Raw genomic sequence first — 14,033 nt, 5'->3', positions numbered from 1 at the left:
ACTAGTGGAGTTCGTTGCCGCATTTGTCGCGGAGCAAAAGGCGGTCATCGGCCTCTTTGTGCTCGCGGGCATGTTCGCGGCCTTCGTCTGGGAACGCTTTTCGCCCTCGGTCGTCGCGGTGGCGGGGGCGGGCACGATGCTTGCGCTCGGGCTGCTCGACGAAAAGGGCGCGTACAGCGTCTTTTCGAACAGTGCGCCGCTGACCGTCGGCGCGATGTTCATCCTGTCGGGCGCGCTGATCCGCACCGGGGTGATCGACAAGGTCGGCAACTATGTCGTCGATCGCGCGCGCAAACACCCGCGCCTTGCGGTACTCGAAGTGTTCGGCGGCGGCCTGCTCGTCTCGGGTTTCATCAACAGCACCCCCTTTGTCGTGGTGATGATGCCCGTCTGTTTCCGGCTCGCCGAGGCGCTGGGGGTTTCGCCGAAGAAATTGCTGATGCCGCTGTCGGTGATCGCGGTACTCGGCGGCTGCCTGACGCTGATCGGTACCTCGACCAACCTCGTCGTCGCGGGGATCGCCGAACAGGCGGGGATCGAACGCTTCGGGCTGTTCAGCATCACGCCCTATGGGCTGGCGGTCGCCGCGGCGGGTGTCGTCGGCTTGCTGATCATGGCGCGCTTCCTGCCGTCCGATTACCCGCGCATCGCCGAAAAGGCCGACGGGACCGAGCAGCTTTATCTCACCGAACTGGGGCTGGCGGAGGATGATCCGGCGGTCGACATGGCGCTGGAGGCGGCGAGCGTTGGCGTCGCGCCCACGCAGATCGTCGGCGTGATCGCGGGAGGGCGTTTGGTCACGGGAAGCGATGCTCAGAATCACCGCCTCGCGGCGGGCAACCGGATCGTCGCGCGGCTCGACGGCGCGACGCTGATGACGCTGCGCAACGAGCGGCGTTTCGCGATCGGCATCGGCGAAAGCCCCGATCCGGACTCGACCGTCGTCGAGGTGACGGTGGCGCCCAGCCATCGCTCGATCGATCGTCCGCTCGCCGAAATTCCCTTCCTCCAGCGCCAGCGCGTCCGCATCCTCGGCGTCTCGCGCTTTCGCCATCTGCCGGGGCCAACGCTGTCGGAAAACCGCATTCGCGCCGCCGACCGGCTGCTGATCGATGCCGACGAGGCGAATATCGCGCAGTTGCGCGACAATCCCAATCTGATCGGCCTCGCCATGGCCTCGGCCACGGCCTTCCGCCGCCGCCGGGCCTGGATCGCGATGCTGGTGATGGCGAGCGCGGTGCTGCTGTCGGCGACCGGCATCATGTCGATCGGCATCGCGGCGTTCATCGGTGTCGCAATCGTCCTCCTCACGCGCTGCATCGACGCGTCGGAGGCGTGGGGCAGCATCGATGGCGATGTGCTGATCCTGATCTTCGCGATGCTCGCGGTCGGCGCCGCGCTCGAACAGGCGGGGACGGTCGCCTTGATGGTCGGCGCGCTCGACCCGATCCTGATCGGCGCACCGCAATGGGCGGTGATCGCGATCGTCTATTTCTCGGCGCTGCTGCTATCCGAACTGCTCAGCAACAATGCCGTCGCGGCGCTGATGGGGCCGTTGGTCATCGGGATCGCCCAGTCGACGGGGGTGGCGCCGCAACCGCTGCTGATCGCCTTGATGCTCGGCGCATCGGCCTGTTTCGCGACCCCGGTCGGATATCAGACCAACACCCTCGTCTATGCCGCGGGCGACTATCGCTTTATGGATTTCGTACGCATCGGGGTGCCGCTCAACATCATGACCGGCATCGCCGGGGTGCTCGCCTTGAGCTTCTGGACCCCTTGATCGCGCCATCCGGCAACATGCGATTGCCCCTCGTCGGAGGGGCTGTTACCCCACCCGCATAAAATCCGGCGAGCCCGGAATCAGGGAGCATTTTTTCATGGCAAAACGCCTGACCTTATTCATTCTTGTCGGCATGGTGCTGGGCATTATCGCGGGCGCGATCGGACATGCCCAGATCGGTGCCGACAAGGACGCCGCGGCGACGATCGCCGGCTATTTCAAGATTCTGCCTGACGTCTTTCTCCATCTCATCAAGATGATCATCGCTCCGCTGGTGCTGGCGACGATCGTCGCGGGCATCGCCAATATGGGGGACAGCGCCGCGCTCGGCCGGATCGGCCTGAAGTCGCTGCTGTGGTTCATCGGCGCCAGCTTCATGTCGATCACGCTGGGTTTGCTGCTCGTGAACCTGCTCCAACCCGGCGTCGGGCTCGATCTGACGCCGACGGCGGAGATCGGCGAAGTGAAGACCTCGGCGCTCAACCTGCGCGACTTCATCCTGCATATTTTCCCCGAATCGATCTTCGGGGCGATGGCGACGAACAACATCCTCCAGATCCTCGTCTTCTCGATCTTTGCCGGCGTGGGTCTGTCGGCGCTGGGCGAGCGGGGCATGCCGCTGGTCCGCGCCGTCGATGTGCTGGCCGAACTGATGCTGCAGGTCACCAACTATGTGATGCTGTTCGCGCCCTTTGCGGTGTTCGGCGCGCTCGCCGCCGTGATCACGGTCAACGGGCTCGGCATCCTGCTCGACTTCCTTCGCCTGATCCTCGAATTCTACCTCGGCCTCGCCTTGCTGTGGACGATCCTGTTCGGGCTCGGCGCGATCTTCCTCGGCAAGCGCATCCTGACGTTGGCGCGCTATATCGTCGAACCGCTGCTGCTCGCCTTTTCGACCGCTTCGTCCGAAGCGGCGCTGCCCAAGCTGTTCGAACAGCTCGACCGCTTCGGCGTCCCGCGCCGCGTTTCGGGCTTCGTCCTGCCGCTGGGTTACAGCTTCAATCTCGACGGCTCGATGATGTATATGAGCTTTGCGACGCTCTTCATCGCGCAGGCCTATGGCATCGATCTGTCGGTCGGCACGCAGATACTGATCCTGCTCACGCTGATGGTGACGTCGAAGGGGATCGCGGGTGTGCCGCGCGCCAGCCTGGTGGTCATCACCGCGACGCTGACCCAGTTCGGCCTGCCGGTCGAGGGCGTCGCGCTGATCCTGGGGATCGACCAGTTCCTCGACATGGGCCGCTCGGCGACCAATGTCGTGGGCAATGCGGTCGCAACGTCGGTCATCGCCAAATGGGAAGGCATGCTCGAAGTGCCCGAACCGGCCGATGCTGAATGGCCGCACGCCCCCGCGCATACGCCGCACCATGGAACCCGCGGGCTCGATCTTCGTGATGATGATGGGGAGGGTGACAGCAAGCCAGCGGCCGGATAGCGTGTAGGCGCAGTTTCTGGCCGTCCCACGGGGGCGAGCAAGGAGCTGAACATGGCCGGCGAAGCAGCGATGGACGAGGCGGAGCGCGAGGGTCTGCGCGCCCGCCGACTGCAATGGCGGATGCTGATCGGCTTCGTCGCCGGCCTGCTCTTCGGCCTCGCGGCGCATTATGGCACGTCCGACGCGGCGTGGGTCGATACCGCGACCTATTATCTGGGCAAATTTGGCGAGATATTCCTGCGCCTTCTCTTCATGCTCGTCATCCCGCTGCTGGTGTCCGCGCTGATCGTCGGCGTCGCCGAAATGGGCGAAATGCGGGCACTCAGGACGGTCGGACTGCGAACGCTCGTCTACACCGTCATCGTGTCGTCGATCGCCGTCGCGATCAGTCTGCTCGTCGTCAACCTGCTGCAGCCCGGCGGGGGCGTCGATCCGGAACTGGCCCGGTCGCTGATCGCCGAGGGCGCCGATCGCGCGGGCAGCATCGTTCAAAGCAGCCACGAGGCGAAGACCGGGGCAGACGCGATCGTCGCCATCGTGCCCGGCAACGTCTTCCTCGCGATGAGCGAGAATGACGTGATCGCGGTCATGTTCTTCGCGCTTTTTTTCGGCATCGGGCTGATGCTGGTGCAATCGCCGCAGACCCGGCAACTCAAGACGGTCGTCGAGGGGGTGTTCGAAGTCGCGATGAAGCTGATCGGCCTCGTCATCCAGCTCGCACCGATCGCGATCTTTTGTTTCATGTTCAATCTGGGGGCGCAGTTCGGGTTCGACCTCCTCATTCGCCTGTCGGCCTTTGTCGGCGTCGTGCTGCTCGCGCTGTCGATCCAGATGCTCGTCGTTTTCCCGATCATCCTGAAAATCTTCGCCGGAAAATCTCCGGTCGCCTTTTTCCGCGAAACGCAGGAGGCCTCGATGATGGCCTTCGCGACCGCCTCGTCGAACGCGACCTTGCCGACGGCATTACGCGTCGCGCACGATCAGTTGCGTTTGCCCGACCGCGTTGCGCGCTTCGTGCTGACGATCGGAGCGACCGCGAACCAGAACGGCACCGCGATGTTCGAGGGCGTGACGGTGATCTTCCTCGCGCAATTCTTCGGTGTCGATCTGACGCTGCAGCAACAGATTTTCGTGATGCTCGTGTGCATTCTTGGCGGGATCGGCACCGCGGGCGTGCCGGCGGGATCGCTGCCGGTGGTCGCGCTGATCCTCGCCTCGGTCGGGGTGCCGCCCGAGGGGATCGGGCTGATATTGGGTGTCGACCGCTTCCTCGACATGTGCCGCACGACGCTCAACGTAGTCGGCGACCTCGTTGCCGCGACGGTGGTGTCAAAGGGTGTCGCGGCCACACCGGCGGCGCCGCGCGCCGCCGGCTGACGTCGGTTCAGTCCTCGCGGACGCGGTTCGGTCGGTCGGCGGGGCTCACCCTCGTCGACGGCGACGGGCGCGGCGCGCTCGCAGCGGGTGGTGCCGACCGGACGGGCGGGGCGGCCTGCGACGGCGCCGGGCGCGGGGCGGTCCCTGCGCTGCCACCGGAACGCGGCGGCATGCCCATCGATCCGTTGCCGCCGGTATTGCCGCCGGGATTTCCCTGCCATTGCTGGCGCGGGCGACCGCCGCCGTTATTGCCGTCGGGTCGCGACGGGCGTGCGTTGCCGACCCCGCGATCGGGGCGGCCGGGGCGGATCGGCACCGTCCCCGTCGGCGGAGCCGGATTGCCGTTGCCGGCGCCGGGCCGCGGCGGGCGTGTGCCGCGCGGTCCGTCATTGTCGCCGCGGCCGGGACCACCCCAACCACCGCCGGGACGACCGTTGCCGCGACCGGGATCGATTGGGTTTGTAGTCGTCGGCGGATTGCCGGCGCCCGTTCCGGGGCGTGGCGGCCGGGTGCCACGCGGGCCGTCGTTATCGCGGTCGCGCCCGTCCCAGCCGCCGGGGCGGCCGCCTGGCCGGCCGTCGCCGCGCGGCCCGTCACCGCGTCCCGGGCCGTTGCCGTTCCAATGGCCGTCGCCGCGTCCGCCATGATGTTTCCACCACGCGCGGCGTCCGCCCCAATAGTTCAGATACTGGCCGCGCAGCGGATAGCGGTTGTTGTAGCTGTCGAAGAGCCACAGCCCCGAACCCGGGTAATAATAATTGTCGTACCAGCCGCCGCCGAAGCCGATGTTGACGAAGCCCGCGCCATAATCGCCGCCGTCGTAGCAGTCATAACCATAGCCGTCGTCATAGGCATAAGGATCGGCGTCGTAATAATCATTGCCATATTGCGCGACGCAGTCGTTGCCGGCGTAGCTTGACCCATAGCCATTGACGTCGCCGTAATAGCAGCCGCCGAGGCTGGTCGTCGCCAGCGCGCCGAGCGCGATCCCGAGGGGGCGGCGAAGGAAGTTGGCCATGCTCTTGTCCTTGGTTGCGGACTGCCGGGGCAGTCCGATCATCATGGCCGCCAATTTGCGCGAGTCGAGTTGAATTTGCGGTGAATAGAGTCGCAGCGACGACGGGACGTTACTTGCATCAATGTCAGTAGTGCGATACCCAAAGGACGACAGCCCTTTTGACGAGGATCTCCCACGATGAACGCCCCCGCCAAAATCACATGGTCCGAAGCGCGCTTCGGTTCCGACACGCAGCACTGGCTACCGCGCAACGATGAACGCGTGCTCGACCATATTCCGGGCGAGGATGGCCTGCCTTTGCTCGGCACGACGCTCGACCAGCTTAAGGACCCGCAGGGCTTTTCGCGTCGGATGGTCGCCAAATATGGCAAGGTCTATCGCACCAAAAGCTTCGGCGGGCGCAGCGTCGCGATCCACGGGCCCGAGGCGAACGAGCTGGCGATGTTCGATCGCGACAAGAATTTCTCGTCCGAACAGGGCTGGGGCCCGGTGCTCAACCTGCTCTTCCCGCGCGGGCTGATGCTGATGGATTTCGAAAAGCATCGCGCCGACCGCAAGACTTTGTCGGTCGCCTTCAAGCCCGAACCGATGCGGCTCTACGCCGACAGCCTCAATGCCGGGATCAAGGCGCGCGTCGCGTCGTGGAGCGGGCGGACGTTCAAATTCTATCCCGCGATCAAGCAGCTGACGCTCGACCTTGCCGCGACCAGCTTCCTCGGCATCCCCTGGGGTCCCGAGGCGGAGAAGATCAACAAAAGCTTCGTCGACATGGTGCAGGCGTCGATCGGCATCGTCCGCCGCCCGCTGCCCTTCACCGCGATGGGGCGCGGCGTCGCGGGGCGCAAATATCTGGTCGATTATTTCAGCCGGATGGTCCCCGAACGCCGCACCTCGGACGGCGAGGACATGTTCACGCAAATCTGTCAGGCGCGCGACGAGAATGGCGACTATCTCTCGGTCGAGGCGATCGTCGACCATATGAACTTCCTGATGATGGCGGCGCACGACACGATCACCAGTTCGATCAGTTCGATGGTCTGGCTGCTCGCCAAGAACCCTGAATGGCAGGACCGACTCCGCGAGGAAATGCTCCGCGTCGCGCCGGCGGGCGAGGGGGTCGGACATAATGCGCTGAACGAGCTCGAACTCACCGAATGGGCGTTCAAGGAAGCGTTGCGGATGATCCCGCCGGTGCCGAGCATCCCGCGCCGCGCACTGCGCGATTTCGAATTCGGCGGTTACACCATCCCCGCCGGCACCAGCGTCGGGGTCAATCCCGGCTACACGCACATGATGCCCGAATATTGGCCCGAGCCCGAGACGTTCGACCCGATGCGCTTCTCGCCCGAGGGGGCGAAGGGGCGGCACAAATATGCCTGGGTGCCGTTCGGCGGCGGCGCGCATATGTGTCTGGGGCTGCACTTCGCATACATGCAGGCGAAGATATTTTTCCATCATGTGATCACGACGCACCGCATCAGCGTCGCCGAGGGTTATGACCCCGACTGGTATATGTGGCCGATCCCGCGCCCCAAGGACGGGCTGCTGGTGACGTTCGAGAAGCTCGCCTGATTCCCGTCATTGCGAGCGAAGCAATCCCCAGCCATCAGTCTTGCGCAAGGCCGATAGCTGGAGATTGCCGCGTCGCCTCCGGCTCCTCGCAATGACGGCCGGCGAACCGCCCGCTAGCCGCGAATAAACAGGTTCCGGAGCCAAGGCGCCCGCTCGCGCGTCGCTTCGCGCCAGTCGGTCGCTTCGCCGGCATCGGGCGCCGCGCGGCGGGGGTCGATCAGCTTGAGCCGCGCGGTGCGGAATGACGCGGCGTTATAGGTGACGAGCGCCAGCCCATGTTCGAGCGCGGTCGCCGCGAGCAGCGCGTCGCGATCCTGATCGAGCGCCAGCGCGGCGCGGCGGCGAACGACGGCCAGGTCGACCGCGATGATGCGTCCCTCGAACGCCGGCAGCAACTGGTCGTCGATCCAGCTTCGCCACGCGGCGGCCACCGCCTTGCTTTGTCTGGCCGCCAGCGCGGCGGCGTTGTCGAGTTCGACCAGCGTCAGCGCCGACAGGAACATTGCATGGCGCGATGTCCGCTGCGCCCACGCCGCGAGCGCCGCGCTTTCGCCGGCGATGCCGGCATGGCGCAGGTCGAGCGCGACCTCGGCATCGAGCAGAAACATCAGCCGCGCCCCCGGCTGGCGAGCGCCTTGCGCAAGGGCGTGCGATCGAGCGCGACCTCGCCCGGCGGCGCGGCGAGCAGTTGCACGATCGTCTCGCGCTCGCCGCTCAATTGCCGCCACGCATCGATGCTGATCAGGACATGGGTGGGGCGGCCGCGATCGGTGACGAACACCGGCTCGATCGCCGCGAATCGCTTTGCGCGGCTCACGTCCTGGTTGAATTCGCGGCTGGTGACCCGCTTCATTTCGCCATTTCCCTCATATATATGGTAGCGCTACCGGGATCGTTCACATGTAGGTATGTTACTACACTGTTACCGGCTCGCAACAGAAATGATCCTTTGCCCGGAAATCGACAAGACAGGGCGCGCCCAATCATCGCGCCGGTCTTGCGCCTATGCCGTATTCATGCCTCCTGATGGTGGGAATGGAGCGTATCGGCGGTTTTCGAACCGTACGGGCGCCAGAGGGGAGACGGTCATTGGTATCAGATATGTTCGCGGAATTGTGGCGCGCCGTCGGCGATGTCATGGGCAAGCACGGCCCGGCGGTGGACGCGGCGCAGAGTTATGCGCCCTCCGACTACAGCATCCATTTTTTCCTGCAGATCGCGGTGATCCTGCTCGTCTGCCGCATCGTCGGCTGGCTCGCGAACCGCTTTTTCGGCCAGCCGCAGGTGGTGGGTGAGATGATCGCGGGCGTGATCCTCGGCCCCTCGTTGTTCGGCCTCTTCTTCCCCGACGTCCAGGGCGCGCTCTTCCCCAAGGAAACGCGCAACATGCTCTATGTCGGCGCGCAATTCGGCGTCGGCCTGTACATGTTCCTCGTCGGCACGACGCTGCGCCTCGACCATTTCCAGTCGAAGGCGAAAAGCGCGGTCGGCGTCTCGGCGGCGGGTATCGCCGCGCCCTTCCTGTTCGCTGCGCTGATCACTCCCTTCCTCCTCGATATCCCCGGCCTGTTTACCGAGGGGCTGGGGCAGGGACCGGCGACCTTGTTCATGGGCGCGTGCATCGCGCTCACCGCCTTCCCGATGCTTGCGCGGATCATCAACGAACGCGGGCTCGCGAACACGTCGCTGGGCACATTGTCGCTGACGGCGGGCGCCGTCGACGACGCGGTGTCGTGGTGCGTGCTCGCGATCGTGCTTGCGACCTTCGGCGCCGGCCCCGGCGTCGCGCTGCTCGCGATCATCGGCGGGCTAAGCTTTGCCTTGTTCATGTATTTCATCGGCCGCAAGCTGCTCGTCCCGCTTGGCCGCATCGTGGAGGCGAAGGGCGAGATGTCGCACGGCATCCTCGCGGTCGTGCTGATGCTTTATGCGATGTCGGCCTTCTTCATGGATGCGGTCGGCATCCACGCGGTGTTCGGCGGTTTCCTGCTCGGAGCCTGCATGCCGCGCGGGCTGCTTACCGAGGAGATCAAGAAGAAGGTCGAGCCGATGACGGTCGTCTTCCTGCTGCCGATGTTCTTCACCTATTCGGGGCTCAACACTCAGCTGACGACGGTGAACAGCCCGATGCTGCTCGTAGTGGCGTTCGGCATATTGCTCGTCTCGATTGCGGCGAAGTTCGGCGCCTGCTGGCTCGCGGCGCGGCTCGCTGGAGAGGACAATCGCACCGCGATGGGCATCGGCGCGCTGATGAACGCGCGCGGGCTGATGGAACTGATCATCATCAACATCGGGCTACAGAAAGGCATCATCGGGCCGACCCTGTTCGCGATCATGGTGCTGATGGCGATCGTCACCACCGTGATGGCGGGGCCGCTGTTCGAAATCGTCTATGGCCGCAAGGCGCGCGAGACCGGCGAACTCGGCGCGCTCGGCACCGAGGCGCCGGACGATGCGCCGCCCGCGACGCCTTTGGCCGCCAAGCCGGCCTGACCCATCCCTCCTGCCTCCCCCGCCTTTGGCCCCGCGCCGAAGGCGGGGAGGATTTTTGGAGCTTCCGATATGAAGAGACTCTGGATGGCGGCGCCGCTGGCGCTGCTCAGCGGCACCGCGTGCGCGCAAGAGGTGACGGTCAAACCGCTGATCGACGCGCGTCTGCGCTACGAGGCGACCGAGCAGGACGGCCTCGCCGAAAAGGCCGAAGCGCTGACGCTGCGCGTGCGCCCTGGAGTGCAAGCCACCAAGGGACGCTGGTCGCTGCTGGTCGAGGGCGAGGCCAATCTGGCGATCGCCTATGACTATAACGACGGCACCAACGGCAAGACGGCTTTCCCGCTGATCGTCGACCCGCCGAACCTCGAACTCAACCGCGCGCAGATCCGCTATGCCGCCGCCGATGGGCTGGCCTTCACCGCAGGGCCCCAGCGGATCGAACTCGCCGACCAGCGCTTCGTCGGCTCGGCGGCCTTTCGCCAGAATGAGCAGACCTATGACGCGGTGCGCCTGCAAGTCGGCAAGCCGACGGGCCTCAGCGCCGATCTGACCTATAGCTGGAGCGTCAGGACGGTAAACGGCCGCAACGGCGCGGGGGCGCGGCCGCAGGCGATCGGCGGCGACAATATCTTCGCGGTCGTCGGCTATGGCACCCCCATCGGTACGGTGAGCGGTTTCGCTTATCTGGTCGATCAGGACGAAGTCGCGGTTCAGGGCTATCGACTGGCGAGCCAGACCTGGGGGCTGCGCTTCGCGGGCAGCCAGCCGCTCGCGAAGGATGTGAAGCTCACCTATGTCGCGAGCTGGGCGCGGCAGAGCGACTGGCACCGCAACCCGAATGACTATGCCTCCGATTACTGGCTCGCTGAAGTGGGAGTGAGTGCTGGCGGGCTGAGCGCCACCGGTGGTTACGAAATACTCGGGGCGGATGGCGGCGCGGCGTTCACCAGCGTCCAGACCCCGCTCGCGTCGCATTTCCGCTTCAACGGCTGGGCCGGAAAATTCGTCACCACGCCGCCGAACGGCCTGCGCGATCTATACGCGAGCCTCGGCTATTACTGGAAAAAGACGGCGGGTTTCGATGCGATCGGCGTCATCGGCGTCTGGCACCATTTCGACAGCGACCACGCCGACCAACATTATGGCGACGAAATCGGGCTCGCGCTCACCGCAAAGCGCGGCCGCACCGGCGGCTCGGTCCGCTATGCGCACTACCGCGCCGACGCTTTCGCGACCGACACCGACCGGCTGTGGCTGACGCTCGAGTGGGCGTTCTAGGCGGTCAGGCGTAGGACGCGGCGTTGATCTGGTCGACCAGCGCCCGGTGCGACGGCAGCTCGTGCGCTGCCTGGACGCCGAAGCTGCGGATGCGGGCAAAGATGCGCTCGGCCTCGGCGACATCGGGGAATTCCTCGCGCACCGGGGTCAGGTCGGTGCGATATTCCATGCCATAGAGAATATATTGGTAGTTGAAGAAGGCGAAGCTTTCGAGGTCGAGGATGAAATCGAAACGGCCCGGCGGACGATAGCGCCATTCGTCGAGCAATTCTTTCAATCGGTCGGGGATCGACGCCGGGTCGGCATTGTCGCGCCAGAAGGGTTCGTCGCGGCGGCTGAGGCAATAATGGAGCTTCAGGAAGTTGACGATATTCTCGTAGCGCGCGGTCATCAATTCGTTGAAACGCCGCGCTGGCGCCGCGACCGGACCGCCGAGCGGAAACATCTCGGCGATCATCGCCGCGGCGGTCTCGATCGTCACCAAGCCGGTCGATTCGAGCGGTTCGAGAAATCCGCCCGACAGCCCGACCGCGACGCAATTCTTCACCCACGGCGTCGGGCGATACCCCGCCGCGAACGGAATGCTGCGCACCCCGACGTCCTGACTGCGCCCGCCGGTATAGCCAGACAGGATGTCGGCGGCGCGATCGTCGCTCAGATGGTCGCTCGAATAGACGCAGCCGACGCCGCGCGCGCCGGCGAGGCCGATGTCCCACGTCCAGCCGCCTTCATGCGCCGCCGCGATCGTATAGCTTTCGAGCGGCGCGTCGGGGGTGTCGTAGGGAATCTTGCACGCCAGCGCGCGGTCGGTGAACAGCTGGTGCTTCACGCTGCGGAACGGCGCCCCCAGCGCGCCGATCAGTTCGGCGCGGAACCCCGAACAGTCGATATAGAGGTCGGCGGTCAGCACGCCATGCTCGGCGGTCACGACATGGTCGATCGCGCCGCTTTCGGGGTGCAGCCCGACCCCGGTCAGCGTGCCCGGCAGATGGTCGACGCCCAGCGCGCGCGCCTGGTTCGACAGCACCTGGGCCAGCCGCGTCGCGTCGAAATGATAGGCATAGTTCAGCGGCCCGCCGAACGCTTCCTCGCCTGGCCGCTTCGGCGCACGCTGCGCCTCGGCGACGCGGTTCTGGATCGTCATCGCCTCGGCGAACGGCCGCCGTGTCGCCTCGTCCTGGAGCAGCCAATAGGAGACGAGGCTGTGGCCGTCGCCGTGATAGGGCGCCTCGAAGGGGTGGAGGAAATGGCTCGACCGGCCATCCCGCGGCGTGCGGACCCAGTCGTCGAAACGGATGCCCTGCTTGAACGTCGCAGACGCCCGGCGCACGAATTCGCTTTCGTCGACGCCGATATATTGCAGCGTGTTTCGGATCGTCGGAAAGGCGCCTTCGCCGACCCCGATGCTGCCGATCTCGTCCGACGCGAGCAGCGTGATCGACAGCCGCGGGTTGCGCGCGAGATCGAAAAAACGCGCCAGATAGGCGGCGGTCAGCCAGCCCGCGCTGCCGCCGCCGACGATCAGGATCGAGCGCTTCGCCATGGGAACGCTATCACGCGCCCCGCGGCTTTCAACAAGCGGTAATTTGGTGCTGGAACGGGCGGTGCCGCGCGGGCATTGGACAGGGGTGAAGAGTTTTCGTCCTTATCTGATCGGGTTCGCCGTCGCCCTGTTGCTCGCGACCGCCGCGATCTACGCGATGCAGTGGCTGCGCGATCATCCCCAGCATGACCCCACCGCACGTTTCGAACTCGCGCAGCCGCAAGGCTGGGCGACCCATCGCAAGCTGGTGGGGCTGGTCGGCGACGATAGCGCCTGTTTCGCCGCCTTCGATCGGGCGAAGGCGGGGTATGAACGGCGGCCGGTGGTGGGGCAGGGCGTCTGCCGCGCCAGCCAGCGCATGGTGCTGACCGGCAATCGGCTCGTGCCGACGATGCGCCCCGCAAATGTCGCACCCGGCTGCGCGGTGACCGCGGCGATGGCGCTGTGGAACCGCGACGTCGTCCAGCCGCTGGCGCAAAAGCACTTCGGACAGGCGGTGGCCGAACTCGAAAATCTGGGCAGCTACAACTGCCGCAAGATCGCCGGGAAACAGGCGCAGAGCCAGCATTCGACCGCCAATGCGATCGACATTTCGGCCTTTGTTCTCGCCGACGGGACGCGCATCACGCTGGTGGGCGACTGGAACGACGGCGACGCGCGCAGCGAATTCCTGCACGCTGTGCGCGACGGGTCGTGCGGCCTGTTCAGCACCGTGCTGTCGCCTGACTATAACAGCGCCCACGCCGACCATTTCCATCTCGACATGGCGAAACGGACCGCCGGCTGGACGGTGTGCCACTAGAGTCGCGGCACCAGCATCCCCACCTTTTCCCGATAGGCGACATAGTCATCGCCGAAGGTGGCGACCAAGTCGCGTTCCTCGAACCGGATGGCGATCAGCATATAGGCCGACATGCCGACCGCGAAGAGCAAGTGCCCGACGCTCATCCGCGGCGTCGCCCAAAAGGCGATGAAGAAACCGGCGTAGAGCGGATGACGGACGATCTTGTAGAACAAAGGCTGGTGCAGCTGCGGCACGGCGGCCGCCCGCTCGCGCAGCGCGAACCACGCCTGTTGCAATCCGAACAGCTCGAAATGGTTGAGCAGGAAGGTGCTGAGCAACACGATTCCCCAGCCGCTCGCAAACAGCGCCCACAGGATGCCGGCGCCGATTCCGTTCTCGACCGCCCACACCGTCGCGGGCAGCGCATACCAGCAGCCGAAGAGCAGGATCAGCACCAGGCTGGCGAGCAGGACATAGGTGCTGCGTTCGATCGGTTCGGGCACGACGCGCGTCCAGCGCGCCTTGAACCCCCGCCGCGCCATGACGCTATGCTGGATGCCGAACAACGCGACCAGCGCGATATCGACCGCGACCGCGGTCGCCATCGGCCCCGTCCGCGCGGCATCGATGGTGACCGGGACGACCGGCAGGTTGCCGACGAAGGCGATAAGGTACAGGAATGTAGCGAAAAATATCGCGTAGCACAGGCCCGCATAGGCCAGATAGAAGGCACGAACCATGACGCTC

General features: G+C 65.6%; 12 protein-coding genes. 7 read left to right on the top strand and 5 right to left on the bottom strand.

The window, feature by feature from the left end; genetic code table 11:
• The first annotated feature begins 4 nt into the window (after positions 1 to 4).
• The 3 genes from AC3WS4_RS02680 (at position 5) to AC3WS4_RS02670 (ending at position 4,598) form a co-directional block, all read left to right on the top strand.
• Complete coding sequence (locus AC3WS4_RS02680) at positions 5 to 1,783, top strand: SLC13 family permease (protein ID WP_492739929.1); 1,779 nt, start codon at positions 5 to 7, stop codon at positions 1,781 to 1,783.
• 97 nt (positions 1,784 to 1,880) lie between these two features.
• Entirely contained in the window at positions 1,881 to 3,221 is a 1,341-nt protein-coding gene (locus tag AC3WS4_RS02675; RefSeq protein ID WP_492739930.1) for a dicarboxylate/amino acid:cation symporter, read from the top strand.
• Positions 3,222 to 3,272: 51 nt separating this feature from the next.
• Complete coding sequence (locus tag AC3WS4_RS02670; RefSeq protein ID WP_492739931.1) at positions 3,273 to 4,598, top strand: dicarboxylate/amino acid:cation symporter; 1,326 nt, start codon at positions 3,273 to 3,275, stop codon at positions 4,596 to 4,598.
• Positions 4,599 to 4,605: 7 nt separating this feature from the next.
• Here the strand turns inward: AC3WS4_RS02670 and AC3WS4_RS02665 are convergent, their stop codons facing one another.
• Entirely contained in the window at positions 4,606 to 5,616 is a 1,011-nt protein-coding gene (locus tag AC3WS4_RS02665; RefSeq protein WP_492739932.1) for a hypothetical protein, read from the bottom strand.
• Positions 5,617 to 5,793: 177 nt separating this feature from the next.
• Here AC3WS4_RS02665 and AC3WS4_RS02660 point away from each other — a divergent pair, with 177 nt between their 5' ends.
• A complete protein-coding gene (locus AC3WS4_RS02660) occupies positions 5,794 to 7,188 on the top strand; it encodes a cytochrome P450 (RefSeq protein WP_492739933.1) in 1,395 nt (464 codons plus the stop codon).
• A 113-nt stretch (positions 7,189 to 7,301) separates the two neighbouring features.
• Here the strand turns inward: AC3WS4_RS02660 and AC3WS4_RS02655 are convergent, their stop codons facing one another.
• Both AC3WS4_RS02655 and AC3WS4_RS02650 read right to left on the bottom strand, forming a co-directional pair.
• Positions 7,302 to 7,796 (bottom strand): PIN domain-containing protein, encoded by a 495-nt coding sequence (locus AC3WS4_RS02655; protein ID WP_492739934.1) that lies wholly within the window; start codon positions 7,794 to 7,796, stop codon positions 7,302 to 7,304.
• Positions 7,796 to 8,041 carry a type II toxin-antitoxin system Phd/YefM family antitoxin gene (locus AC3WS4_RS02650; protein WP_187141694.1) on the bottom strand — a complete coding sequence of 82 codons (246 nt, stop codon included), beginning with the start codon at positions 8,039 to 8,041 and terminating at the stop codon, positions 7,796 to 7,798. Before AC3WS4_RS02650 ends, AC3WS4_RS02655 begins: the two co-directional genes overlap by 1 nt.
• A 248-nt stretch (positions 8,042 to 8,289) precedes the next feature.
• On the opposite strand from AC3WS4_RS02650, the gene AC3WS4_RS02645 reads away from it, so the two are divergent.
• Together AC3WS4_RS02645 and AC3WS4_RS02640 are read left to right on the top strand one after the other, a co-directional pair.
• Entirely contained in the window at positions 8,290 to 9,681 is a 1,392-nt protein-coding gene (locus AC3WS4_RS02645) for a cation:proton antiporter (protein WP_492740343.1), read from the top strand.
• A 69-nt stretch (positions 9,682 to 9,750) separates the two neighbouring features.
• On the top strand, positions 9,751 to 10,959 hold the full coding sequence (locus tag AC3WS4_RS02640) for a hypothetical protein (RefSeq protein WP_492739935.1): 1,209 nt from the start codon (positions 9,751 to 9,753) through the stop codon (positions 10,957 to 10,959).
• A gap of 4 nt (positions 10,960 to 10,963) precedes the next feature.
• Here the strand turns inward: AC3WS4_RS02640 and AC3WS4_RS02635 are convergent, their stop codons facing one another.
• Positions 10,964 to 12,502, bottom strand: coding sequence for a tryptophan halogenase family protein (locus tag AC3WS4_RS02635; RefSeq protein ID WP_492739936.1), 1,539 nt, complete (start codon positions 12,500 to 12,502; stop codon positions 10,964 to 10,966).
• Positions 12,503 to 12,587: 85 nt separating this feature from the next.
• On the opposite strand from AC3WS4_RS02635, the gene AC3WS4_RS02630 reads away from it, so the two are divergent.
• Complete coding sequence (locus AC3WS4_RS02630; RefSeq protein ID WP_492742607.1) at positions 12,588 to 13,304, top strand: extensin-like domain-containing protein; 717 nt, start codon at positions 12,588 to 12,590, stop codon at positions 13,302 to 13,304.
• Here the strand turns inward: AC3WS4_RS02630 and mddA are convergent.
• Entirely contained in the window at positions 13,301 to 14,026 is a 726-nt protein-coding gene (gene mddA / locus AC3WS4_RS02625) for a methanethiol S-methyltransferase (protein ID WP_492739938.1), read from the bottom strand. The two genes, AC3WS4_RS02630 and mddA, sit on opposite strands and share 4 nt — an antisense overlap.
• Positions 14,027 to 14,033 lie beyond the last annotated feature (7 nt).

It is taken from the genome of Sphingopyxis sp. EU05-FHT14B03, from assembly GCF_058790875.1.
Note: the sequence above shows the minus strand (reverse complement) of the source record. Positions and strands in the feature narration are given on the sequence as shown.